Annotated in this window: 24 protein-coding genes and 1 tRNA gene; 10 read left to right on the top strand and 15 right to left on the bottom strand. The window is 61.7% G+C overall.

All coding sequences use genetic code 11. From position 1 onward, the window contains the following. Positions 1 to 47 precede the first annotated feature (47 nt). The 8 genes from infC to BM438_RS32110 all read left to right on the top strand — a co-directional run bounded on the left by infC (position 48) and on the right by BM438_RS32110 (position 6225). The gene (gene infC / locus BM438_RS32145) at positions 48 to 572 is read left to right on the top strand and encodes a translation initiation factor IF-3 (RefSeq protein ID WP_074263967.1); all 525 of its coding nucleotides are present in this window, start codon (positions 48 to 50) and stop codon (positions 570 to 572) included. Between the two features lie 248 nt (positions 573 to 820). Next, positions 821 to 1018 carry a 50S ribosomal protein L35 gene (gene rpmI, locus BM438_RS32140; protein ID WP_028200199.1) on the top strand — a complete coding sequence of 66 codons (198 nt, stop codon included), beginning with the start codon at positions 821 to 823 and terminating at the stop codon, positions 1016 to 1018. 29 nt (positions 1019 to 1047) lie between these two features. After that, positions 1048 to 1407: a 50S ribosomal protein L20 gene (gene rplT, locus BM438_RS32135; protein WP_006052502.1), complete on the top strand. Its 360-nt coding sequence runs from the start codon at positions 1048 to 1050 to the stop codon at positions 1405 to 1407. Positions 1408 to 1564: 157 nt separating this feature from the next. Further along, on the top strand, positions 1565 to 2578 hold the full coding sequence (gene pheS / locus BM438_RS32130) for a phenylalanine--tRNA ligase subunit alpha (protein WP_028200200.1): 1014 nt from the start codon (positions 1565 to 1567) through the stop codon (positions 2576 to 2578). Between the two features lie 137 nt (positions 2579 to 2715). After that, the gene (gene pheT, locus BM438_RS32125; RefSeq protein ID WP_093643290.1) at positions 2716 to 5151 is read left to right on the top strand and encodes a phenylalanine--tRNA ligase subunit beta; all 2436 of its coding nucleotides are present in this window, start codon (positions 2716 to 2718) and stop codon (positions 5149 to 5151) included. Positions 5152 to 5220: 69 nt separating this feature from the next. Then, a complete protein-coding gene (locus tag BM438_RS32120; RefSeq protein ID WP_093643287.1) occupies positions 5221 to 5631 on the top strand; it encodes an integration host factor subunit alpha in 411 nt (136 codons plus the stop codon). A 46-nt stretch (positions 5632 to 5677) separates the two neighbouring features. Then, positions 5678 to 6085: a MerR family transcriptional regulator gene (locus tag BM438_RS32115; protein WP_093643284.1), complete on the top strand. Its 408-nt coding sequence runs from the start codon at positions 5678 to 5680 to the stop codon at positions 6083 to 6085. 63 nt (positions 6086 to 6148) lie between these two features. Beyond that, positions 6149 to 6225, top strand: a tRNA-Pro gene (locus BM438_RS32110). 151 nt (positions 6226 to 6376) lie between these two features. On the opposite strand, the gene BM438_RS32105 is transcribed toward BM438_RS32110, so the two are convergent. From BM438_RS32105 to urtA, 15 genes are all read right to left on the bottom strand, one after another. Then, on the bottom strand, positions 6377 to 8164 hold the full coding sequence (locus BM438_RS32105; protein WP_093643282.1) for a nitric oxide reductase activation protein NorD: 1788 nt from the start codon (positions 8162 to 8164) through the stop codon (positions 6377 to 6379). Continuing rightward, complete coding sequence (locus BM438_RS32100) at positions 8161 to 8991, bottom strand: CbbQ/NirQ/NorQ/GpvN family protein (RefSeq protein ID WP_093643279.1); 831 nt, start codon at positions 8989 to 8991, stop codon at positions 8161 to 8163. The genes BM438_RS32105 and BM438_RS32100 overlap by 4 nt, the downstream gene beginning before the upstream one ends. Beyond that, positions 8988 to 10514, bottom strand: a complete 1527-nt coding sequence (locus BM438_RS32095; protein WP_093643277.1) for an amidase — start codon at positions 10512 to 10514, stop codon at positions 8988 to 8990. Before BM438_RS32095 ends, BM438_RS32100 begins: the two co-directional genes overlap by 4 nt. Then, positions 10505 to 11518: an urease accessory protein UreD gene (locus BM438_RS32090; protein WP_167378497.1), complete on the bottom strand. Its 1014-nt coding sequence runs from the start codon at positions 11516 to 11518 to the stop codon at positions 10505 to 10507. Before BM438_RS32090 ends, BM438_RS32095 begins: the two co-directional genes overlap by 10 nt. After that, a complete protein-coding gene (ureG, locus tag BM438_RS32085; RefSeq protein WP_244179510.1) occupies positions 11508 to 12203 on the bottom strand; it encodes an urease accessory protein UreG in 696 nt (231 codons plus the stop codon). Before ureG ends, BM438_RS32090 begins: the two co-directional genes overlap by 11 nt. A 31-nt stretch (positions 12204 to 12234) precedes the next feature. Further along, positions 12235 to 13938: an urease subunit alpha gene (ureC, locus tag BM438_RS32080; RefSeq protein WP_279630572.1), complete on the bottom strand. Its 1704-nt coding sequence runs from the start codon at positions 13936 to 13938 to the stop codon at positions 12235 to 12237. Between the two features lie 9 nt (positions 13939 to 13947). Further along, on the bottom strand, positions 13948 to 14646 hold the full coding sequence (gene ureB / locus BM438_RS32075) for an urease subunit beta (RefSeq protein WP_093643268.1): 699 nt from the start codon (positions 14644 to 14646) through the stop codon (positions 13948 to 13950). Between the two features lie 17 nt (positions 14647 to 14663). Next, positions 14664 to 15392, bottom strand: coding sequence for an urease accessory protein UreF (locus BM438_RS32070; RefSeq protein WP_093643265.1), 729 nt, complete (start codon positions 15390 to 15392; stop codon positions 14664 to 14666). Then, complete coding sequence (gene ureE, locus BM438_RS32065; RefSeq protein WP_093643261.1) at positions 15385 to 15861, bottom strand: urease accessory protein UreE; 477 nt, start codon at positions 15859 to 15861, stop codon at positions 15385 to 15387. Before ureE ends, BM438_RS32070 begins: the two co-directional genes overlap by 8 nt. A gap of 24 nt (positions 15862 to 15885) precedes the next feature. Beyond that, entirely contained in the window at positions 15886 to 16926 is a 1041-nt protein-coding gene (locus BM438_RS32060; RefSeq protein ID WP_093643257.1) for an aliphatic amidase, read from the bottom strand. A gap of 63 nt (positions 16927 to 16989) precedes the next feature. Further along, positions 16990 to 17679 carry an urea ABC transporter ATP-binding subunit UrtE gene (gene urtE, locus BM438_RS32055; RefSeq protein ID WP_093643254.1) on the bottom strand — a complete coding sequence of 230 codons (690 nt, stop codon included), beginning with the start codon at positions 17677 to 17679 and terminating at the stop codon, positions 16990 to 16992. 2 nt (positions 17680 to 17681) lie between these two features. Next, positions 17682 to 18419 (bottom strand): urea ABC transporter ATP-binding protein UrtD, encoded by a 738-nt coding sequence (urtD, locus tag BM438_RS32050; protein ID WP_093643251.1) that lies wholly within the window; start codon positions 18417 to 18419, stop codon positions 17682 to 17684. Then, positions 18416 to 19555 carry an urea ABC transporter permease subunit UrtC gene (gene urtC / locus BM438_RS32045; protein WP_093643249.1) on the bottom strand — a complete coding sequence of 380 codons (1140 nt, stop codon included), beginning with the start codon at positions 19553 to 19555 and terminating at the stop codon, positions 18416 to 18418. Before urtC ends, urtD begins: the two co-directional genes overlap by 4 nt. Before the next feature lie 2 nt (positions 19556 to 19557). Further along, on the bottom strand, positions 19558 to 20460 hold the full coding sequence (urtB, locus tag BM438_RS32040) for an urea ABC transporter permease subunit UrtB (RefSeq protein WP_093643247.1): 903 nt from the start codon (positions 20458 to 20460) through the stop codon (positions 19558 to 19560). A 90-nt stretch (positions 20461 to 20550) separates the two neighbouring features. After that, positions 20551 to 21744: an urea ABC transporter substrate-binding protein gene (urtA, locus tag BM438_RS32035; protein WP_093643244.1), complete on the bottom strand. Its 1194-nt coding sequence runs from the start codon at positions 21742 to 21744 to the stop codon at positions 20551 to 20553. A gap of 427 nt (positions 21745 to 22171) precedes the next feature. On the opposite strand from urtA, the gene BM438_RS32030 reads away from it, so the two are divergent. Continuing rightward, positions 22172 to 23338: a transporter substrate-binding domain-containing protein gene (locus BM438_RS32030; protein WP_093643241.1), complete on the top strand. Its 1167-nt coding sequence runs from the start codon at positions 22172 to 22174 to the stop codon at positions 23336 to 23338. Then, entirely contained in the window at positions 23335 to 23943 is a 609-nt protein-coding gene (locus BM438_RS32025) for an ANTAR domain-containing response regulator (RefSeq protein WP_093643238.1), read from the top strand. The genes BM438_RS32030 and BM438_RS32025 overlap by 4 nt, the downstream gene beginning before the upstream one ends. Positions 23944 to 23981: the final 38 nt, after the last annotated feature.

The raw sequence follows: 23981 nt of genomic DNA, 5'->3' as shown, positions 1-23981 counted from the left end.
CACTTGGCAGCCCGGCTCGTTTTTTTAATTTTTAGAGGAAACGTAACATCGCTACTGATAAGTCTGCGCACCGCATCAACGGTGAAATTACAGCACCCGAGGTGCGTCTGGTCGGAGTCGAGAACGAACCGCTCGGCATCGTGAAACTCGCTGATGCGTTCCGCATGTCGGAACAGCAGGATGTGGATCTGGTTGAAATCGCTCCGCAAGCGGTTCCTCCGGTCTGCCGTTTGATGGACTACGGCAAGTTCAAGTACTCGGAAGCGAAGAAGCAACACGAGGCCAAGCTCAAGCAGAAGATCGTCCAGGTCAAGGAAGTTAAATTCCGCCCGGGCACTGATGACGGCGACTACAACGTCAAGCTGCGCAACCTCATCCGCTTCCTCGACGACGGCGACAAGACGAAAATCACGTTGCGTTTCCGTGGCCGCGAAATGGCTCACCAGGAAATCGGTATGCGCATGCTCGAGCGCCTGCGCACGGACCTCGACGAAGTTGGTCAGGTCGAGCAGATGCCGAAAATGGAAGGGCGCCAGATGATCATGGTGCTCGCGCCGAAGAAAAAGAAGTAAGCCGCTGGAGCAGCGGCGCACCATGTGGTGCGCGCTCCGGTTGTGAAAGATTGAAACGATGCTGTGCCGGGTGTCCGGTGCGGGATCGGCAGGTTTCGGAACGGCGCATATGCAAATGTGCGCCGTTTTCTGAAAAGCGGCTGCCGGCAGTAACGGCGGTCTGCATACCAAGTGGAATGGGTTTCGAAGGGCGGGTAATGGCCATCTGGCCGACCGCACACCCATATCCATCTAATAATGGAGTTGTCATGCCGAAGATGAAGACCAAGAAGAGTGCTGCAAAGCGCTTCGTGGTGCGTCCGGGCGGTACCGTCAAGCGCGGTCAAGCCTTCAAGCGCCACATTCTTACCAAGAAGACCACCAAGAACAAACGCCATTTGCGCGGTTCGACGGCAGTTCATGAAGCAGATATGAACTCCGTGCGCGCAATGCTGCCGTTCGCTTAACCCTTAACCGACACTCATAGGAGCAAGACATGCCTCGAGTAAAACGTGGGGTTACCGCACGGGCCCGTCACAAGAAGATCATCAAGCTGGCCAAGGGTTACCGCGGCCGTCGCAATAACGTCTATCGCATCGCCAAGCAGGCGGTCATGCGCGCAGGCCAATACGCCTACCGCGATCGCCGCAACAAGAAGCGTGTGTTCCGTGCATTGTGGATCACGCGTATCAACGCGGCGGTGCGTCAGCACGACATGACGTACAGCGTGTTCATCAACGGCCTGAAGAAGGCTTCGATCGAACTCGACCGCAAGGTGCTGGCCGACATGGCTGTGTTCGACAAGGCTGCTTTTGCTGCGATCGTTCAGCAGGTGAAAGCCGCCGTTGCAGCCTGATTGCGCTTTGGGCAATTAAACTGCGTGGTTCGTTGCAGCGAACATCCGGTAGTCTCGGTGACGCTGCAGCAAAAACGGGGCTCCTCACCGAGCCCCGTTTTTGTTGGTAGAACCGGATTTGCTTCGATAGAACACTGACGTTGAAATGATGGGATCAATGGATCTGGACCAGATTGTCGCCGACGCGCAAAAAGCCTTCGCAGAAGCCTCCGACGTCACCACCCTCGAGAACGAGAAAGCGCGCTTTCTCGGCAAATCGGGTGCGTTGACCGAGCTATTGAAGGGCCTTGGCAAACTCGATCCCGAAACGCGCAAGACCGAAGGCGCACGGATCAACCTCGTCAAGCAACAAGTGGAGGCCGCGTTGACGGCCCGCCGTCAGGCGCTCGCCGACGCGTTGCTGAACCAGCGCCTCGCCGCTGAAGCCATTGACGTTACGTTGCCAGGCCGCGGCACCGGCGCAGGTAGTCTGCACCCGGTGATGCGCACATGGGAACGCGTCGAACAGATTTTCCGTACGATCGGATTCGACGTGGCCGACGGTCCCGAAATCGAAACCGACTGGTACAACTTCACCTCGCTGAACAGCCCGGAGAACCACCCGGCGCGTTCGATGCAGGACACCTTCTACGTCGACGGCAAAGATGCCGACGGCCGTCAACTGCTGCTGCGCACGCACACCAGCCCGATGCAGGTGCGCTACGCCCGTACCAATACGCCGCCGATCAAGGTGATCGTGCCGGGCCGCACGTATCGTGTGGATAGCGACGCAACGCATTCGCCGATGTTCAACCAGGTCGAAGGCCTGTGGATCGACGAGAACATCAGCTTCGCGGATCTGAAGGGCGTCTACTCCGATTTCCTCAAGAAATTCTTCGAGCGCGACGATATTCAGGTGCGCTTCCGTCCGTCGTACTTTCCGTTCACCGAACCGTCGGCTGAAATCGACATGCTGTTCGAAACGGGCAAGAACGCCGGCAAGTGGCTCGAAATTTCGGGTTCCGGCCAGGTTCACCCCACGGTGATCCGCAATATGGGCCTCGACCCTGAGCGCTACATCGGTTTTGCTTTCGGCAGCGGCCTCGAGCGGCTCACGATGTTGCGCTACGGCGTGCAAGACCTGCGTCTGTTCTTCGAAAACGACCTGCGTTTCCTGCGTCAATTCGCGTGAACTGGCGCGTACGAACGCGACAAGCATAGAGCGCGGCACTGCACGCAGTGCCGCAGCAGCGTCCCCGGCAGTGCCCAGTGAATCAATGGGCCGCCTGCCGGACCTGGACCTAACCTGATCAGAACGTACACAGAACCATGCAATTCCCGGAATCCTGGCTGAGAACCTTTGTCGATCCGCAACTGACGACCGATGAGCTGTCGCACGCGTTGACGATGGCGGGTCTCGAAGTCGAAGACCTGCGGCCGGCCGCGCCGCCGACCTCGAAGATCGTCGTCGGCCAGGTGCTGGAAGTCGTCAAGCACCCGGACGCGGACAAGCTCAACGTGTGTCAGGTCGACGCCGGCACGGGCGCGACGCTGAACATCGTGTGTGGTGCGCCGAACGTTGCGCCAGGCATCAAGGTGCCGGTCGCGCTGGTTGGCGCGCAACTGCCGCCGGCCGAAGAGGGCGGCACGCCGTTCGCGATCAAGCTCTCGAAGCTGCGCGGCGTGGAAAGCCAGGGCATGCTGTGCTCGGCACGCGAACTGAAGCTCTCGGAAGATCATAGCGGCCTGATGATCCTGCCGGAAGCTACGCCGATCGGCCAGGACATCCGCGAAACGCTCAATCTCGACGACACGGTTTTCGAAATCAAGCTGACGCCGAACAAGGCGGACTGCTTGTCGGTGTTCGGCGTGGCGCGCGAAACATCGGCCATCACCGGCGCGCCGCTGCGTCCGCTCGAGATCAAGCCGGTCGAAGTCAAGTTGAACGAAACGTTGCCCGTCAAAATCTCGGCGCCCGATCTGTGCGGCCGCTTCTCGGGTCGCGTGATTCGCGGCGTGAATGCGCGCGCGAAGTCCCCGCAATGGATGGTGCAGCGTCTCGAGCGTTCGGGTCAGCGCAGCATTTCCGCACTCGTCGACATCTCGAACTATGTGATGCTCGAACTGGGGCGTCCGTCGCACGTGTTCGATCTGGACAAGATCCACGGCGGCATGGACGTGCGTTGGGGCCGCAAGGGCGAAACGCTCAAGCTGTTGAACGGCAACACCGTCGAACTCGATGAAACCGTCGGCGTGATCGCAGACGAACAGCACATCGAAAGCCTCGCCGGCATCATGGGCGGCGACAGCACGGCCGTCACGCTCGACACCACCAACATCTATCTCGAAGCCGCATTCTGGTGGCCGGATAGCATTCGTGGCCGCTCGCGGAAGTACAACTTCTCGACCGATGCGGGCCATCGTTTCGAACGTGGCGTCGATTACGCGACCACCGTCGAACACATCGAACGCATCACGCAACTGATCCTCGATATCTGCGGTGGCGAAGCCGGACCGGTCGACGATCAGATCGTCAACGTGCCGAAGCGCGAGCCGGTGAAGATGCGTGTCTCGCGTGCGAACCGCATCATCGGCATCAAGATCGACGTGGACGAAATTGCGCAGATCTTCACGCGCCTCGGCCTCACGTTCGAACGCGACGGCGATACGTTCTCGGTGATCCCGCCGTCGTACCGCTTCGATATCGAAATCGAAGAAGACCTGATCGAAGAAGTCGCGCGTATCTACGGCTTCGAAAAGATCCCTGCACGTCCGCCGGTCGCGACCAGCGAGATGCTGCCGACCAACGAAACGCAGCGCTCGATTCACGTTATCCGTCATGCACTCGCCGCACGCGATTACGCAGAAACAGTCAACTTCAGCTTTGTGGATGCCGAGTGGGAGTCGGACTTCGCCGGCAACGACAAGCCTGTTCGTCTGTTGAATCCGATTGCGAGCCAGTTGTCGGTCATGCGCACCACGCTGTTCGGCAGCCTGATCGAGGTCCTGCGCACGAACCTGAACCGTCGCGCGGCCGATCGCGTGCGCGTGTTCGAAGCCGGCCGCGTGTTCCTGCACGATCCGTCGATCAAGGCAGGTGAATTGACCGTCGAGGGTTTCGCGCAGCCGAAGATGATCGGCGGCCTGGCCTACGGTCCCGTGCTCGAAGAGCAGTGGGGCGCGCAAACGCGCACAGTCGACTACTTCGACGTGAAGGGCGATCTGGAAGCCGTGCTCGCGCCGGCAGTGGCGCGCTTCGTGAAAGCGGAGCATCCGGCATTGCATCCGGGCCGCAGCGCGCGTATTGAACTGAATGGCCGCGCAGTGGGCTGGATTGGTGAATTGCATCCGCGCTGGATGCAGAAATATGATTTGCCGCATGCGCCGATTCTGTTTGAAATCGAATCGGAAGCATTAATGCAGCGCGTATTGCCGACTCCGGCGGATGTGTCTAAATTCCCGCCGGTGCGTCGCGATATCGCGGTGGTTGTCGATCAGAAAATCGAGGTGCAGGCGCTGCTGGACGAGCTCCAGAAGGCTCAGTCCGAAGAGGCCTGCAAGACTGTTCAGAAGGTTGTGCTTTTCGACGAATTCCGTCCAAAATCAAACACTTCCGGTGGCTTGGCTGCTCACGAGAAAAGCCTTGCGTTCCGTGTGACCTTGCAAGATACTGGCGGGACCCTTCAGGATGAAACGGTCGATCTGGCCATTCAAACTCTGGTGGAACGTCTGGCTCGAGTATATGGCGCACGGTTGCGTGGATAACCCGCATTTAACATTTGCACGGCATTTTTTCGCAACCTCCGTTTCTGCTTGGCGCGCCATTTGATAGATATGAATGAAATGAACTCGAGTGATTTCGAAGCCCTTCTTACGGCGCAACGCAGCGCCATGATTCGCGATATTCCGACATCACCCGCGGCCGTTTCCTCCGAAACGCCGACGCTTACCAAGGCTGAACTTGCCGAGTTGCTGTTCGACAATGTCGGGCTCAACAAGCGGGAAGCGAAAGACATGGTCGAAGCATTCTTCGAGGTGATCCGCGATGCGCTGGAGAGTGGCGATAGCGTGAAGCTGTCGGGGTTCGGCAACTTCCAGTTGCGCGACAAACCCCAGCGTCCCGGCAGAAACCCGAAGACCGGCGAGGCGATTCCGATCGCCGCGCGCCGCGTTGTGACGTTCCATGCAAGTCAAAAGCTGAAAGCGTTGGTCGAGAACGGCGCTGAAGCGAGCTTCGCGCGCTGATCGACTGGCGCGTCCCTGCGCAACCCACCACGACGGCTAACTGACGATGACAGCGACGATCGAAAAAGTCGTCTTGCCTCCGATTCCGGCGAAGCGCTACTTCACGATTGGTGAGGTCAGCGAACTATGCGGCGTGAAACCGCATGTGCTGCGCTATTGGGAACAGGAGTTCACGCAGTTGAGGCCGGTCAAACGGCGCGGCAATCGTCGGTACTATCAGCATCATGAGGTGCTGTTGATCCGGCGGATTCGTGAGTTGCTGTACGAGCAGGGCTTTACGATCAACGGTGCACGCAATCGGCTCGATTCGCATGGCGGCGGTGCGCAGGGTGGACCGGCTGACCTGGTCGAGGAAGGCGAGGGCGCGGCGGTTCCGGCCGCCGCAACGGCTGCGGTAGATGTGGAGCAGTTGCGCAAGGAATTGCTGCATGTGATCGACCTGTTGGGTCACTAGTTTTCTTTGTTAGCGCAGAGCGGTTCTAATCGATTGAAGTGTCTGTTATAATTTTTAGCTGTTCGGGGCGTAGCGCAGCCTGGTAGCGTACCTGCATGGGGTGCAGGTGGTCGGAGGTTCAAATCCTCTCGCCCCGACCAAAGAAATCAAGGCCTTACAAGCAACGCTTGTGAGGCCTTTTTCGTTTTGGGGTGGATTTTGCCCCCACGGTTGCTCTCACACCACGGTCGGCTCTTACGTGCCCGCACCAACAACCTGACGGTTCCTCTGGACTCGCTCGCCTAGCCATTCTTATCGTGAAGCAACCGCGACCAGCGCCGATGGCAAACCACGCAGGTCACTGAGAGGCGCAACCCGGCGTCGGCCGAATAGCGCTTTCGCATCCTCAAGCGTCTGCGGATCAAGAGCCAGACACCCGCATTCGATCCCGCGCACAGCGAGCTCGTTCAATGCCCGCCGCGTGTCTTCGCGCAAATAGCGAGGATCGAAGACATCGATATCAAACGGAACGCAATCGGACACGGTCAACAAGCTGGCCCTGGACAAGCCTATACGCGCGGCTTCGTGGCTCACCCGCGCACCGGCATGCCGAAGCGCAGCACCAAAGCGGGTGGAAAGCCCTGGACGAATCCGCGCAATATAGGCCTCGGTCGACGCGCTCCACGCCTCGTCGAAATCCTTGAACACGTGAAAGCGCACCCGTTGCCGCCCCTCGGAATGAAAGCCGTACATCGCATAAGGTCGATCGCCCGTGCGCAGCGCTTGCCCAAGTACGCGCGCGACGTCCAGCACGGTATCGATGCGCCCGTCGAACGCGTTCGATGCCGAGAGGTCGAGCAGTATCGCGAGCGGCACACCGCGCGCCTCGCGGCGGGGCGCCACGAAGCCTTTGAAGCGGTCCCGCTCGCCGCGCAGGGCATCAATGCGACCCGCGATACATGCATCGAGATCAAGCAGATCGCCTTCGAACTCGCGCGTCCTGCCCGTGACGGCGTGCTGCCGTGTCGTATTGAGCACCGCCCTGACGCGCCGTGCCGGCGCGGCGTAATCGTGAAGGGCAGGGCAGTCTGGCGAAGCGGTATCCAGACTCAATGACTCGACGCTGCACCAATCGCTGCGATAGCGTCGAATCACGTAGTCCCACTCCGGATAGCGGTGCAAAGATACGACGCGTGTGGGCAGTTCTTCATCGTGTGGGGCAGCGGCTGCCGGCGTGTCTCCGGGTCTATCCGCAATCCGCCTGGGCGGCGTTGGCTGATCTGGTGGAATCTCGCCGACTCCCTCGCTTTCCTGTGGCGCAACATTGCGCTCGGGCGCGACATCGCCGGATACCGGCGCGACCGCTGTCGGCGGCAAGTCCCACAATCCGCTGTTGTCGTCACGATAGATGGCGGCTGGGGTGTAAGTCTTCGCGTTGAACTGGATCCGCATCTGCCCGAGGTCGTTGCCCAGCAAGTTGCCCAGATGGCGTGAGATACCCGCGTCCGTACCAGCGGTTCTGCTGAACGCCGCTTCGAATAGCGTGCGACCCTTTATGACCCAACCGTCGCGATCGACATAGCCAGGGTCGAGCAGACCGCGCGCAAGTCTCGCGATCAAAGCGGCCGCGGTGCCGCTGCTTTCTGAGCCCGTTCGATGAAACGGCAGCCACCAGCGCCGCAGTCCCGGATAGCGCGCAATCGCGAGCCGTTCGACCCGTGCGTCCTCGATCACACCAACCAGCGTCAACTGCAGCGGCCGCAGTCTGGCGGGATCGAAACGCACTGTCGAATAAGTCAGATGGGCTGCCGCATGTGCCGCACACGCCAGGTAGAAGCGGCGTGAGTCGTCCGGACTATCGGCCTCATACTCACGCGGCAACATCAGCGCGGTGCCCGTCACGATCGGACATGGTCGTGCGGCGACTGTCTGTTCGCTGCGCGCGAGCGCCTGCACGGGAGTGCTTATTTGCCACGCCGCGCGCAGATACAAACCGAGCGTCCGCTCGAAGCGCGTGAACGGAAAGACCTCACGCGTTGCGATCGCACAGGGTCCCTCGTCGATGCCAGGGCTCGCTGCTACCGCCGTACCGGCGTTCATCCGAACACGCCACTGGCGATTGCCGTCAGCGCGGCGCACAGATCGGCGTCGTCGCTGAGCGGCTGGATGATGCCGATCCGGCACGCGGCCAGTGCATCCATTCCGTGTGCAATCAACGTCGCAGCGTAGATCAGCATGCGCGTCGAAGCCCCCTCCGGCAAGGCGGGATCGTCGAGTACGCGGGTCCGCGCCGCAATTGTCACGAGCTTTTCAGCCACGTCGTGCGGCACATTGCCTTCATGCGCGACGATTGCGGCTTCCGTCTGCGCACCCGGCCAGCCGAGGTCGAGCGCGACAAAGCGCTGACGTGTCGACGGTTTCAGATTTTTCGATACATGCTGATAGTGCGGATTGAACGAAATCACCAGGGTGAAATCCGGATGCGCGGTAATCAGCTCGCCGCTTTTGTCGATCGGCAGAATGCGGCGCGAATCGGTGAGCGGATGGATGACAACGGTCGTATCCTGACGGGCTTCGACCACTTCATCGAGGTAGCAGATCGCGCCATGCCTGACGGCGTTCGTGAGCGGCCCGTCTTGCCAGTAGGTACCGTTGCCGTCGAGCAGGTAGCGCCCGACGAGATCGCCTGCGTTCATGTCCTCGTGACAGGCAATGGTCACGAGCGGGCGTTTCAGCCGCCACGCCATGTGTTCGACCAGGCGCGTCTTGCCGCAGCCGGTCGGTCCTTTGAGCATGATCGGCAGCCGTGCATGGTAAGCCGCTTCGAACCACGCCAGTTCATGGTCGACCGGTTCATACCACGGCTCCTGCGTGACGCGCCACGCATCCAGCGGTGCGCCGGCCGGCGCGAGTTGCGGTCTCGTCATGCGCCCCCCTGCTCGTAGGCATGCGCAGCCCGTAGTACGGTGGCATCGGCGAAATGCCGCCCCGTGATCATCAGACCCACGGGCAAACCATCCACCGCTTTGCATGGCACCGAAATCGAAGGATGACCCGTCAGATCGAACGCGGCTGTATTGGCGCACATGTTGAGCGCTTGCCTCACAAAGGTCTTGCGATCGGTCTCCTGACCGGCAAGCCGCGCATGCGCCGTCTGCGGCGTAGTCGGCATGACGACGAGATCGTACGTACCGAACACGCGTTCGTACGCAGCGTTCAGTTGGCGCGCCAGATTGCGGGCACGAGCATAAAACACGCCTTGGTAGTAGTCCGTCATGTATGCGGCGACGAGGACACCCATCTTGGCCGTCGGCGAGAAGTCGCCGCCGTGAGTCTTGATGCCGCGTCCCATCGCTGACATCAGGCGTGGGTCGTAGAGCCCTTTGTTCTGGTAGGCGTGATGCCCCGCATAGAAATTGGCGACGCCTCCCTCGATTGCGACCGCGTTCCACACGGGCACGACCATCCGATGTTCCGGCACGGAGATCGTGTCGACCGTCGCGCCGAGACGCGTCAGCGCCTGCACCGCAACGCGTACGGCTTCGTCGACTTCAGGCAGCGCTTCCTCCGAGCCGAATCCTTCCGACACGACTGCGATCTTCAGGCCATGAATGCTGCCCGTCAGCGCACGCGTGTAGTCGCACTTTTCAACGGGTTTCGTCTGACGCGGGTCGGCGTCGGCATCGTCGAGCCCGGCGATGACCGAGAGCAGCAGGGCGGCATCGCTGACGGTACGCGTCATCGGACCGATATGGTCGATCGTCAGGTCGAAGCCGACGATGCCTGTATACGGCACGAGGCCGTGCGTCGGTTTGTGGCCGACGGTGCCCGACCACGACGACGGAATCCGGATCGAGCCACCCTGATCGCCGCCGATCGCGAGATCGACCAGACCGCTGGCAACCGCCGCGGCCGAGCCGCATGACGAGCCGCCCGCGAGATGCGCCGGGTTCGCTGCGTTGAGAGTAGGGCCGTAAGTGCTCGTGTGGCCGCCGCCCGAAAACGCGAAGTCGTCGGTGTTGAGAATCGCGGTGATGTGCGCGCCGTCGGCGAGCAGCCGCTTCACGATGGTTGCGTCACGCTCGGGCACGTAGTCGTACAGCAGGCGCGACGCGCACGACATTGGAATGCCGGCGACGCTGATCGTATCCTTGAGCCCGACGGTTTTCCCGGAGAGCCGCCCCTGCGCGCCGGGCAGATGCACCGAGCAGTTGCGCACCACTGCGTTGAGCGGATCGTCGTGCGGGGCCGGACGCGTGCCCGCGACACGCACCGCCGGCAGGACGTCGAATGCAGGTTCGGAATACTGATCGAGCGTGTCGTAAAGCGACAGGTTTTCGCAGACGAGTTCGTAGTACTCGTCGAGTTCGACTTCGGTCAGAGACAGATGACGGGCTCGGCTGATTTCAATCAGATCGGTTTTGGACGGACGGCGCAGTGTCACGGGCATACCCCTCGGTTGCGGTTTTGGGACGAATGGGACGCGCGCGGCGCCCCTTCGTGGACACCGTCGAGCGTCCGATGGACAGCCTCGACGGCGGTGGAAAAGATCGCGCGCAACGCGACGCTGTCGGCGGCCAGCATCCTGACGAACGTGCCGCACGCGCCCGGCAGCACACCGGCTGCGGCATAGGCCGTTGTGAGCGGCATGTCGAGTGTCTGAAGGGCTGCGTTGATGGCGTGCGCCAGTGCTTCGCTGCCTGCATCGCCGTCGTCGAGCCTGAGCACGAGCAGGCCGCCGTGCGCGCCATACATCTGGCGCACGCCGGAGAGCGAACCGCGTGATGCGCCAGGCGCGAGGCGAAAACGGTCGCGCGCCAGCAGTTGTGCGTCGGCGTTGTGTATGTTGATGGTCGCATCCAGCATGCCGAAGCCCGCGGTGCGACGCGTGGGGTCGTGAGTGAGCCACGTATCGGCGATGAGAACCGTCGCGCCGCCATGCAACACGACATCGATGGTGCTCACAAGCCGGGCGGCGGGAAACAGGATGGTCGGCTGCGGCAGATAGTCGAATCGCGATTGCGGATGCGCTTCAATGGCGACCCGCGAATGCGCGATGCCGTGTGTCATCGTATGCACGATGGTTGCTGCCGCTGTGCGAATGGCAGCTTGCGCGCGCGGCATCGCCACGAAGCGCTGAAACACGCGGTCGCCCTCGAACAGGCCGCCCGATGAAGACTGCACGATCACTTCCGCTGTCGCATCCGAGGCCGGCGCACGATCGATACACCGTGTTACCGGCAAGATACGGCCGACATGGAACGGATAACCGCTGCGTTGCCGCGAGAGCCACGTCTTTCCGGACGGTGCGCGTTCGAAACACAGATCGAGTTGCGCGGCATCCGCATGGCCGTGGACCGCTGCAAGGGCGCCAGGAGCGCACAAGCCGGCACCCATGCCGGCCGTCGTGCAAGCGCCCGCGCCGGCGTGATCGGGCAGTGTTTCAGAGCGCATCGAAGAGCACGTTCTCGATAATGGCATCGGCCACCGCATCGACCCCGTCGCCTGTTGCGCAGTTGGTCAACAGCACGGGCCGCTCGCCGCGCACTTCGCGCGCCTCGCTGACCATCCGTTGCAGATCGACACCCACGTGAGGCGCGAGGTCGAACTTGTTGATCACGAGCAGATCGCAGGACAGCACACCGAGGCCGCGTTTGCGTGGGATGTCGTCACCGGCCGCGACGTCGATGACGAAGATCCAGTAGTCGACCAGATCGAGCGAGAACGACGACGCGAGATTGTCACCGCCCGATTCGATCAGTACCAGCCGCAAGCCGGGGTAACGCGCGTCCAGTTCGTCGGCCGCCTGCAGGTTGAGGGTCGGGTCTTCGCGGATCGCAGTGTGCGGACACGCGCCCGTTTCGACGGCCAGCACGCGTGCCGGATCGATCAGGCCGCTGCGACGCACGCGTTCGGCGTCTTCGCGCGTGACGAGATCGTTGGTGATCACCGCGAGGTCGATCCCGCGTGCGGCGAAACGCGGAATCAACTGCTCGAGCAGGCGCGTTTTGCCCGATCCCACTGGACCGCCTATGCCGACGCGGGCCGCACGTGCGGCATGCACAGTAGACCGCGCGGCGTTCTCAAAGGGATTCGTTGCAAGCTGCATGCCGCCGGATAAATCAGAATCGGTGCTCATCGAAAACACTCCTCTATCGCGTCCGATGCCGCTAACGCAACATGTAACGCCGGCTAAGCGGCACTTCGCGTGCGGGGTCGCAGCGGATCACCTGGCCGTCCACCGACACTTCGAACGTCTGCGCATTGACGGAGATGGACGGACACGCGTCGTTATGCAGCATGTCGCGCTTGCTAAGGCTTCGTGTGCCATGTGCGCCGACCAGCCTGCGCATGATGCCTAGCCGGCCGTGCAAATCGGCGCCGAGCGCAAGCGGATTCACGAAGTTGACCGCGAGCGAGGCGGGCGCGCGTCCGAATGCCCCCCATTGCGGACGCATCGCAAGCGGCTCACAGGTCATGAGCGATGCTGCCGAATCACCCATCGCCCCCCACGCAATGAAGCCACCCTTGATCACGACCTCGGGCTTGATGCCGAAGAACGCGGGCCGCCACAGCACGATGTCGGCGAGCTTGCCGTCTTCGAGCGATCCGACCGTGTCGGCAATACCGAAGGTGCGCGCGGCGTTGATCGTGTACTTTGCGATGTAGCGCCTGATCCGCTCGTTGTCGCCGCGCGCCGTGCGCTCGCTTGAAAGACGCCCGCGTTGGTCCTTCATCTGCGAGGCCAGCTGCCAGGTCCGGCAGATCACCTCATTGATACGCCCCATCCCCTGGCTGTCCGAACCGAGCATCGAGATCGCCCCGAGATCGTGCAATACGTCTTCGGCGGAAATCGTCTGCGCGCGGATGCGCGATTCAGCGAACGCGACGTCTTCGGGCACCGCCGGGTTCAGGTGGTGACACACCATGATCATGTCGAGATGCTCATCGAAGGTGTTCACGGTGTACGGATTGGTCGGATTGGTTGACGAGGGCAGGCAGTTCATACGTCCCGCCACCGCGATGATGTCGGGCGCATGGCCGCCGCCCGCGCCTTCGGTGTGGTACATGTGGATCGTGCGGTCCTTCATCGCCGCAACGGTGTCTTCGAGAAAGCCGGACTCGTTCAACGTGTCGCTATGCAGTTGCACCTGAAAATCGTATTCATCGGCGACCGTCAGACACGTGTCGATCACCGCGGGCATGGCGCCCCAGTCTTCGTGAATCTTCAGCCCGAGGCAGCCGCCCCGTAGCTGGCCGATGAGCGAGCCCGGCTTGCTCGAGTTGCCGCGCCCGAGAAAACCGAAGTTGAGTGGCCACTGCTCGGAGGCCTGCATCATGCGCCCCACGTTCCACTCGCCGCCGCAATCGATGCCGACCGTGATGGGGCCAAGCGAACCGCCAATCAACGTGGTGAGGCCGGAGGCGAGCGCGTGTTCGCAGAGCTGCGCCGAATCGAAATGCACGTGGACGTCGATGCCGCCTGGGGTGGCGATCAGCCCCTCGGCGTCCTTGACGGTCGTTGCGACGCCGCACACGAGGCGCGGATCGACGCCGTCCATCACCTGTGGATTGCCCGCCTTGCCGATCGCCACGATCCGGCCGTCTTTGACGCCGATGTCGCCTTTCACGATGCCGAGCACCGGATCGATGATCGTCGCGTTGCAGATCAGCATGTCGAGTGCGCCGTCTGCGCTGTCGTGTCCGGCCTTCAGGCCCATGCCGTCGCGCAGCGTCTTGCCGCCCCCGTGCAGGCATTCGTCACCCGGCACCGCATAGTCGTGCTCGATCTCGGCGAGAAGCGACGTGTCGCCTAGCCGCACTGCGTCGCCGGTGGTCGGGCCGAACATCTCGGCGTAGGCCTTGCGTGTCATCGTAACCATTCAGGCTCCTTCGAAGCCGCGCTGTGCGGCGCGTGCGATGGCCGCCTCGCGGCGGCCGGGGTCGTCGAGCGCACCGTCGGTCAAACCATTGAGACCGAAAATCTCCTGTGTGCCACCGAAGGCGACCAGCGTTACGTCCTTCGCATCGCCGGGCTCGAAGCGCACGGCCGTGCCTGCCGGGATATCGAGCCGCATGCCGAACGCGGTGGCACGGTCGAAGCGCAGCGCACGATTGACTTCGAAGAAGTGGAAATGACTGCCCACCTGAATGGGCCGGTCGCCCGTGTTGACGGCACGCACGGTGGTGCGAACGCGGCCTGCGTTCAGTTCGATCTCGCCTTCCGCGGCGAGGATTTCGCCGGGGACCACGGCGTCGGCGGCGCTTGCGTGCATGCCGGGCCGGATCGGTTGATGCACGGTGACGAGCTTGGTGCCATCGGGAAACGAGCCTTCCACCTGCAGCATCGGTACCAGATCGGCGACGCCGGGCAGTACATCGTCCTCGCAAAGCAGCGTCGATCCGTACGCGATCAGATCGGCCACGCTGCGGCCTTCGCGCGCGCCCTCCAGAATCTCATCGGCGATCAGCGCGACGGCTTCCGGATGATTGAGCTTCAGGCCCTTGTCGCGATGACGGCGGGCGAGTTGCGCGGCGGTGAAGAGTGTCAGGCGCTCGTATTCGGTCGGGGTCAGCAGCATCGCGGTCTTCCTTCCTGTCAGTTGGCAAAGAGCCGCGCATCGTGGGTCTGGCTGCGCAGCGCGGCAATGTCGGCCGCGAAGGTGGTGGCATGCAGGTCGTCGAGAGGCGGCGCCGGCTGAGCGAGGACTTGTGCAAGCGGCGCGCGCAGGAGCGCGAGCACACGCTGCGCGTCGAGATGCCCGACGATGCCGAGGCGCACGGCTGAACTCACCGCGCCGGTACAGGTCATGTGCGCGGAGATGGCGCGCGCCTCGTTCTCATCGATGTGCAGGCTTCGCCATATGGCGCCTTGAACGGCGGCGAGATGGCCACGTGTGCGGTCATCCACGATGGCCTCGCGGATCCGGCTCGCGGTTTCCGAGCCGAGCCGCGCGTGCACATCGGCGAGCGTGCGCCCGAGCCGACGCGAGCCATTGCGCAGGGCCGGCGCCAAGGCGGTAGCCTCGGCGAGGGCATCGACCTCACGCCATGCGTCGAACGAATCCCCGGCACGCCAGGCGGCGCACACAAGTCCCTGATCCAGACTGGCCCAGCGCGACAGTGCCTGCGACTCGACGAATGCAAACAGCGTTGCAGCGTCGGTGACAAGCGCGTCACGCATGAGGCCTTCGAGACCCCACGAGAAAGCCATCGTGCCGCCCGGAAAGAAGCTGTCCGACTGTTGCAAGCTGGCAAGCAGGCTGACGGGGCACGCCGTGATGCCATGGTTTGCGCCGGTTGCCCGGGCGGAGGACAGGTCAGACATGGTGATGCTCCCTGCCGTCAGACACCTCGTTCGCGAGGCGAATACGTTGATCCGCCAGCATGGGCGCGAGTCTTTGCAGATAGTCGTCGAGCGCGCCTTTCACCGCGATTTCCAGTGCGCCTCGACCGAAACGCACCTTCCAGTGCATATTGCCCGCGAAGTAGCCGAGTTCGAGCGCCGCCGCCGCGTCGCGTGGTGCAAGCCGCAGCCAGCGCGTGTCCTCGGTGCGCACGACAAGCGCGGCGTCGCGGTCGAGCCGCAGCACCGCGCCGTCGAACAGATGCATATCGCGATCGAGCGCGATGCCGCACTCATCGCCGCGCTGAGTGCGCGCGCGCAGGCGGTGCCGCTTGATATCGTCGGCGGCGAGCGTCACATAATCCACCCGCCCGTGATGCTCGAGCGAGTGCAACAGGTCGGCAATGCGCGGTTCGGCCGCACTGCCTATGATCGACGTGTAGGTAATCATCGCGTGTCGCTCCCGCCGGCCGGTTTAGCGGTGTGCCAGATCGGATGGGTTAGGAATGCCGGGGATCGGACATTCCTCTGTGCCTGGCGTGCCGCGCGTCAGTGCCTCGACCATCTTGCGGGTGCCTTCCGGATCGGTAATCCACTTCGAGTAGAAGTCGTACGGACAGTCGGCCACGCCGTCGGCGTCCTCGCGCGAATTGATCTTGCCGGTGTAGCCGCGATGCAGCAGCTTGTACAGATGGTTCTCCGACTGCATGTTCTTGCGCGCATCGCGGATCAGACTCTTCGAGAGCGCGCCGTACTGGATGCCGAATTCCTCCTCACCGCATTCGCCCAGCGTGCGGCCGTCGAAGCCGATGATTGCCGAGTGGCCGAAGTAGGAGTAGACGCCATCGAAGCCGGCGGCGTTGGCGACGGCCACGTAGACGTTGTTTGCCCACGCCATCGATTTCGCCATGAGCACCTGTTGCTCCTTGGCGGGGTACATGTAGCCCTGACAGCGCACGATCAGTTCGGCGCCTTTCATCGCGCAGTCGCGCCAGATCTCCGGGTAGTTACCGTCGTCGCAGATGATCAGACTGATTTTCAGGCCCTTCGGACCATCGGATACATACGTGCAGTTGCCGGGATACCAGCCCTCGATCGGCACCCACGGCATGATCTTGCGGTACTTCTGCACGATCTCGCCCTTGTCGTTCATCAGGATCAGCGTGTTATACGGGGCCTTGTGCGGATGCTCCTCGTGCCGCTCGCCCGTGAGCGAGAACACGCCCCACACGCCGGCGCTGCGGCATGCTTCGGCGAAAATTTCCGTTTCCTCGCCGGGCACGGCGGCCGCGGTGTCGTACATCTCCTGCTGGTCGTACATGATGCCGTGCGTACTGTATTCGGGGAAAATCACGAGATCCATGCCGGGCAAGCCGATCTTCATGCCCTTGACCATCTCGGCGATCTTGCGCGCGTTCGCGAGCACCTCCGCCCTGGTGTGAAGACGGGGCATCTTGTAGTTGACCACCGCTACGCCAACCGTGTCGAGACTGCTTGAAATGTCGCCGTGTAACATAAGTACTCCTTTTGGGTAAGGATGAACTCCCGTGCGGGAGCGTCATGAATCCAGTTGGTCGACTCAGATGGTCAGATAGCGCATGATCCGTTCCGCGTCGACGTTCTCACGCCGGTCGGCGTGCACGAAGCGCCCCTTCTCGATGATGAGGAAGCGATCGGCGATTTCGAGCGTGAAGGTCAACACCTGCTCCGATACGATCAGGGCGAAGTTGCGTTCCTTCTTCAGGCGGTTGAGCGCGCGGGCGATGTCCTTGATGATCGACGGCTGGATGCCTTCCGTCGGCTCGTCGAGGATCAGCACCTTGGGTTCGGAGACGAGGGCGCGGGCAATCGCAAGCTGCTGTTGCTGGCCACCGGAGAGATTGCCGCCGCGCCGGTTGCGCATTTCCGCGAGCACCGGAAACGAGTCGTAGATGTACTCGGGAATCTTCGGCTTGCGCATCCGGTCCATGCCCGTGAGAATATTTTCTTCCACGCTCAGATAAGGGAAGATCATCCGTCCCTGTGGCACATAGCCGAAGCCCGCGGCAACCCGCTCGTAGCTTTTGGTGCCCGCGAGATCGCGGCCGCCCAGACGTATTTCGCCGCTGCGCGACGGAATCATGCCAATCAGCGACTTCAGCAAGGTGGTCTTGCCCATACCGTTGCGGCCCATCACGGCGATTGTTTCGCCCGCCGTCAGCTCGAAACTGAGGTCGTGAAGAATATGGCTTTCGCCGTAGAACACGTTGAGGTTCTGGATAGCGAGCATGTTCAGTGTCCCAGATAGACTTCGATGACACGCGGGTCGTTTTGCACCTGGTCCATCGTGCCTTCGGCGAGCTTTTTGCCCTGGTGCAGAACGGTGACCTTGTGTGCGACGGCTTTGACGAATTCCATGTCGTGCTCGATGACCACGACTGAGCGCCCCTTTGCAATCTCGCGAAGGAGCGCTCCGGTCTGTTCGCGCTCCTTCGCGCTCATGCCGGCAACAGGCTCGTCGAGCAGCAGCAGTTCGGGATCCTGCATCAGCAACATGCCGATTTCGAGCCACTGCTTCTGGCCGTGCGATAACTGTGCCGCCTTGCGGTCGAGTTGATCGGCGAGGAAAATCATTTGCGCGACCCGGTCGATTTCGTTGCGCACGGTATCGTCGCGGTGAAAGAACAGGCAGCCGATCACATCGCGTTTCTTCGGGTAGGAAATTTCCAGATTCTCGGCCACGGTCAGATCTTCGTAGACGAGCGGGTTCTGGAATTTTCGGCCGACGCCCGCACGGGTGATCTGATATTCGAGCAAGCGTTCGAGGTTCAAGCCCTTAAACGCAATCGTTCCGTAGGTGGGTTTCGTTTTGCCGCAGATCATGTCGAGCAGCGTGGTCTTGCCGGCGCCGTTTGGGCCAATCACGACGTGCAACTCGTTTTCTTCGACGTAGAAATTCAGATCGTCGACCGCCTTGAAGCCGTCGAACGACACGGTCAGGTTCTCGACCGAAAGGATCATCTGACTCATTGGGCCGCTCCCTGGCGCTCGCGCAGCCATTCGATGACGCCGGCGAGTCCCTTGGGCAGGAACATCGGCACGAAGATAAAGAGGGCGCCGATCAGGTACAGCCAGAAGCCGACAAAGTTCTCGGACAGGAAACTCTTGGCGGCACCGACGAGGATCGCGCCATAAACCGCGCCGACCAGCGATAGCCGTCCACCCACCGCTGCGTAGATCACCATTTCGATCGACGGCACGATGCCGCAGACCGAGGGCGACGCGAAGCCGACCTGCAGCGTGAACATCGCGCCGCCGATCGCCGAGAACAACGCTGCCACGGCGAAGATGAAGCCCTTGAAGAGGGCGGGGTCATAGCCCGAGAAACGGATGCGGTCCTCGCGGTCGCGGATCGCGATCAACACCTTGCCGAGGCGGCTTTTCAGAATGAACCGGCCGGCAAGGATCGCGGCCAGCAACAGGCACGCGCTCACGTAGTACAGCACGTAGACGGCGGTGTCGCTCTGCACGCTGTAACCCATGAAGGTGGGCAGATTCGTGATGCCGTTGATGCCACCCGTGTAGCCTTGTTGCCCGATGATCACGATCGACATGATCGATGCGAGCGCCAGTGTCACGATCGAAAAATACACACCGCCCACGCGCTTGCGAAAATTCGCGTACGCCAGGATGAAGGCGAGCAGCGTCGGCAGGATCACGATGGCGGGCAGGGCAAACCACGCGTGCTCGAAGGGCGCCCACCACCAGGGCAGCTTGTCGATGCTGTTCCAGGTCATGAAGTCGGGCACAGGCGGCCCGCCATTGCCGAACACGGCCGCCGCCGGGTCGGCCGAGGTCGCCTCGAGCTTCATGTACATCGCCATCATGTAGCTGCCGAGGCCGAAGAAAATGCCTTGTCCGAGACTCAGAATGCCGCCGTAGCCCCAGGTGAGCACGAGCCCCGCCGCGCAGAACGCGAAGCTCAGATACTTCGCGAACAGGCCGAGGCGGAACGAGCCGGACACCGCCGGAATGGCGACCAGCAGAAGCAGCGCGAGGATCACCACGGAATAGCGTTCGAGCAGCAGCGTGGCACGCAATCCAGCGCTATGCGTCGACGCGGCGGGATTCGAAGCACGCGGCGATGAAATAGGGAGGTCTTTCATGGTTAGCGGCGAACCTTGAGTGCGAAGAGCCCATTGGGCCGGAAGTACAGTGCGACGATCACCAGCAGCAGAATGGCCGCCTTCGCCATCGAACCGCTCAGCACCAGCTCGAACATCGATTGCAACTGTCCGATCGAAAACGCCGAGAGGAATGTGCCGACGAGACTCTCGACGCCGCCGAACACGACAACGATGAAGGTGTCGACGATGTATTGCTGCCCGGTTACCGGTCCGGTCGAGGCCAACATCGTGAGGGCGCTGCCTGCAATTCCGGCGAGGCCGCAGCCCACTGCGAAGGTCACTGCGTCCACGCGCTCGGTATTGATGCCGGCGGCGCCTGCCATCGCGCGGTTCTGCATCACCGAGCGGATGCGCAGCCCCCAGCGGCTGCGAAACAGAAAGAGGTACACCGCGAGCGCCACTGCCAGCGTGAGACCAATGATGAAGATGCGGGAGAGCGGAATCGCGATCCCCGGCGTCGGATTCCATGCACCTTGCAACCATGACACGGTGGGCACGCTCACGTCGATGGGTCCGAACAGTTGACGGTAGAGCTGCTGCAACACCAGCGACAACCCCCAGGTTGCCAGCATCGTGTCGAGTGGCCGGTGGTAGAGAAAGCGGATCATCGAGCGTTCCAGTACAAAACCGACTGCCCCCGTTACCACGAACGCCACCACGATACCGACGAGGAAATACGCGCCCATCAGCGAAGGCAGATAGCGGGCGAACACGAGCGAGGTGAGATAAGTCATATACGCGCCGAGCGCCATCAATTCGCCGTGCGCCATGTTGATGACGCCCATCAGGCCGAACACGATCGCAAGACCGATGGCCATCAGCGCCAGCACCGTGAAGAGCGATAAGCCGTTGAAGACCTGGGTCAGAAAAGTATCGAGAGTCATCGCAGTTCTTTTGCCGGAAAGGATGCCTGGAAAACAAGGCGCGATAGGCAGGGGCGACCCATCGGCGCCGGGTATGACATGAGAATTCGCTCAGCCGAGTTTCGGGAACGGATTCGGTTCGATGAGCGGCGATTCGTACAGAATGTCGACCTGTCCGTCCGGTTTGAAGGCGCCGATCCGCGCGTGCTTCCACAGGTGATGGTTGCTGACGTGGAAATGGATCTGTCCTTCTGGTGCGTCCCAGCTGAGATTCGACGACGCCGCTACCACCTTCTCCACGGCGAAGCTTTTGGCCTTTTCCGCCGCCAGCTTCCACAGATAGACGGACGTGTAGGCCGCTTCCATCGTGTCGCCAATCACGCGGTCGGCGCCGTACTTTGCCTTGAACGCAGGAACGAACTTCGCGTTCACCGGGTTCTGCACGCTCTGGAAGTAGCCCATGCACGAGAGCACGCCGGTCAGGTTGTCGCGGCCGATGCCGATGGCTTCCTCTTCGGTCACCGCGAGCGCCATGATCGGCTGATTCTGGCCGGTGATGCCGACCGAGTTCAGTTGCTTGTAGAACGCCACATTCGAGCCGCCCACGATCGTCGAAAGAATCACGTCGGGCTTGGCGGCCTTGATCTTGTTGATGACCGAGGAGAACTCGACGGTGCCGAGCGGGAAGTAGTCTTCGCCGACAACAGTGCCGCCTGCTTTCGCAATGGTCGGGTGCGCGATGCGGTTGGTCGTGCGCGGCCAGATGTAGTCCGAACCGATCAGGTAGAACTTCTTGCCCTTGTTTTTGGCCAGCCAGTTGACGGCCGGGATCACCGATTGTGTGGCTTCCTGACCCGTGTACATGATGTTCTTCGACATCTCGAGCCCTTCGTAGTACGTCGGATAGTAGAGCAGGCCGTTATAGCGTTCGAACACAGGCAGTACGGCCTTGCGCGACGCTGATGTGTAGCAGCCGAACACAGCGGCGACCTTGTCGCTTTCCATCAACTTTTGCGCCTTCTCCGCGAAGGTCGGCCAATCGCTCGCACCGTCTTCAACGATTGCCTGGATCGGGCGGCCGAGGACGCCACCCGCGGCGTTGATTTCGTCGATCGCGAGCTTCTCGGCATCGACGACGTGGGCTTCAGCAATCGCGACCGTCCCCGTAAGCGAGTGCAGGATGCCGACCTTCACCGGGTCCGCTGCCGCAGCAGAACGCGAGGCCAGCATCAGCGACCCGGGAATTGCACCAGCTGCGGCGGCGGCGATCGCGGTCTTCAAAAAGTCACGTCTGTTGTTCTTCATGGCGCCCTTCACAAAAGTTAAAGACAAAAAAAAGCCCGAAACCAGCGATTAGCTGGTTTTCGGGCTTTTTTGGCCGGTGTCATGCAAGACGCCTTTGTCTCGCACAACGAAACTCGTTAGGATCGAGGGTGCAGGTCTCGGCTTCACACTCGATCACGAGCAGCGATAACGCAAAAGCTGTGCCATTGGCAGCGTGCATGCGAATTTCTGATGGCCTCATGCAGGCAATCCGCGCGCAATGCCTTTTGGAACAGTACATTACCGTCAGCTCGCAGGCCGTGATCGTCGTTCCGGTTTCATTCTTCGCCGCGCAGTGCGTTCCCCAAGCTGGGGTGAACACGCACAATGCCCGTGCATGGAACCGGAGTCGTGCACAGCGCTGCGCGCTGGTGGGCCGCTCAACCTGCCGTCACTCTCTGGCTGAACTATGACCTCATCACCCAATGAACCGATCAAGGTCGGCGTGTTGTTCTCTTCGTCCGGTGTGACCGCGCCGATCGAGTTGTCGCAGCAGCGCGCGACGATCCTGGCAGCCGAAGAAATCAACCACGCCGGTGGCATCAATGGTCGTGAGCTGCAACTGGTGTTTCGCGATCCGGCTTCGACGCCGGCCCGTTACGCCGCACTGATTGAACAGTTGATCGTCGAGGAGCAGATCCGTGTTGTGGTGGGCTGCTATATGTCGAGCACGCGCAAGGCGGTGATTCCGATCGTCGAGCGGCACAACGCATTGCTGTTCTATCCGACGCTCTATGAAGGCTTCGAGTACAGCCGCAACGTGATCTACACCGGCGCCGCACCGAACCAGAACAGCTTGCCGCTCGCGGACTACATGCTGGGCCACTTCGGCTCACGCGTGTTCATGGTGGGTTCAGATTACATTTACCCTTACGAGTCGAACCGTATCATGAGCGATCTCGTGTTCGAGCGGGGTGGCGAGAAACTCGAAGAAATCTATCTGCCGCTCGATGCCGGCTGGTCCAGCTATCTGAGCGTGGCGAAGAAGATCGCGGCGCAGGCGCCGGACTTTGTCTTCTCGACCGTGGTGGGCAGCGGTATCTCGCACATGTACCGCGCGTTTGCGGAGGCAGGGCTCGATCCTTACAAGACGCCGATCGCGAGCCTGACAACCAGTGAAACGGAAGTCGCCGCGATGGGCGCCGCGCTCGGCGAAGGGCACATCACCGCGGCGACTTACTTTCAATCGGTGAGCGACCCCGTCAATCAGCGTTGCCTCGCCAACTATCACCAGCGCTTCGGCAGTGGCGTCGTGACCGATATGTGCTGGGAAGCGGCTTATTTCCAGATGCATGTGCTCGCCAACGCAATGCGTATCACAGGCGGGGATGACACCAATGCCTTGCTCAAGACGCTGCCGGGGCTCGAGCTGAATGCGCCGCAGGGGCGTATCCGGATTGACGAACACAATCACCATACCTATCTGCATCCTCGTATCGGGCGCCTGAACCGGCATGGCCAGTTCGATATCCTGAGCGATTCACCCGGGTGGACGCGAGCGGATCCGTTTGTCATTTCGCACTCGCTAGTCGACGAGGCGGAATCGCACGGTGGACCAGACGAGGTGCGCTCATGAAGCAGCGCTCGTCTTCCCGCACCCCTCAGGCGCTTCGCGATATCCGCTCGCTAAGCGTGCTGGCCATCCACCCTCAGGATCAGGACGGGGAGGAACTGCTGGGGCAGCTGTGCCGTATCGGCTGCAAGGTCCAGATGACCTGGCCCGCGCTCGACACATTGCCGGACGCCACCGATGTCGTGTTTCTCGCGGTCCGTCCGGAGACACTTTCGGTTAGCCTGCCGTGGATGAATGCGAAGGGCGCCCCCCCGGTGATTCCGGTCGTCAGTTATGAGAATCCGATCATCATCGAGGCGGTCATGCAGCTTGGCGCGTATTGCGTGGTGCCGTCACCGGTGCGCTCGTTCGGCCTGCTGACGGCGATTGCCGTCACGCTCAATCAGCACCGCAACCGCCTGCAAATGGAGCGCTATGTGCGGCGCGTTGAGGACAAGCTCGCCGAGCAACGACAGATCCAGCGGGCCAAGACAATTCTTATGGAAACGCGCAATCTTTCCGAGCAGGAGGCCTACGACCTGTTGCGCTCACAAGCCATGGTGAAGCGCGAACACATCGAAACCGTCGCCGAGGCGATCATCAAGGCGGATGAGGTGTTGCGATTTTGACAGATGCAAACGGACGAGGGCAGCGCCGCCGGAAAACC

This window comes from Paraburkholderia aspalathi (assembly GCF_900116445.1).
Lineage (GTDB): Bacteria > Pseudomonadota > Gammaproteobacteria > Burkholderiales > Burkholderiaceae > Paraburkholderia > Paraburkholderia aspalathi.
This window is presented reverse-complemented; position numbering and strand designations above follow the sequence as displayed.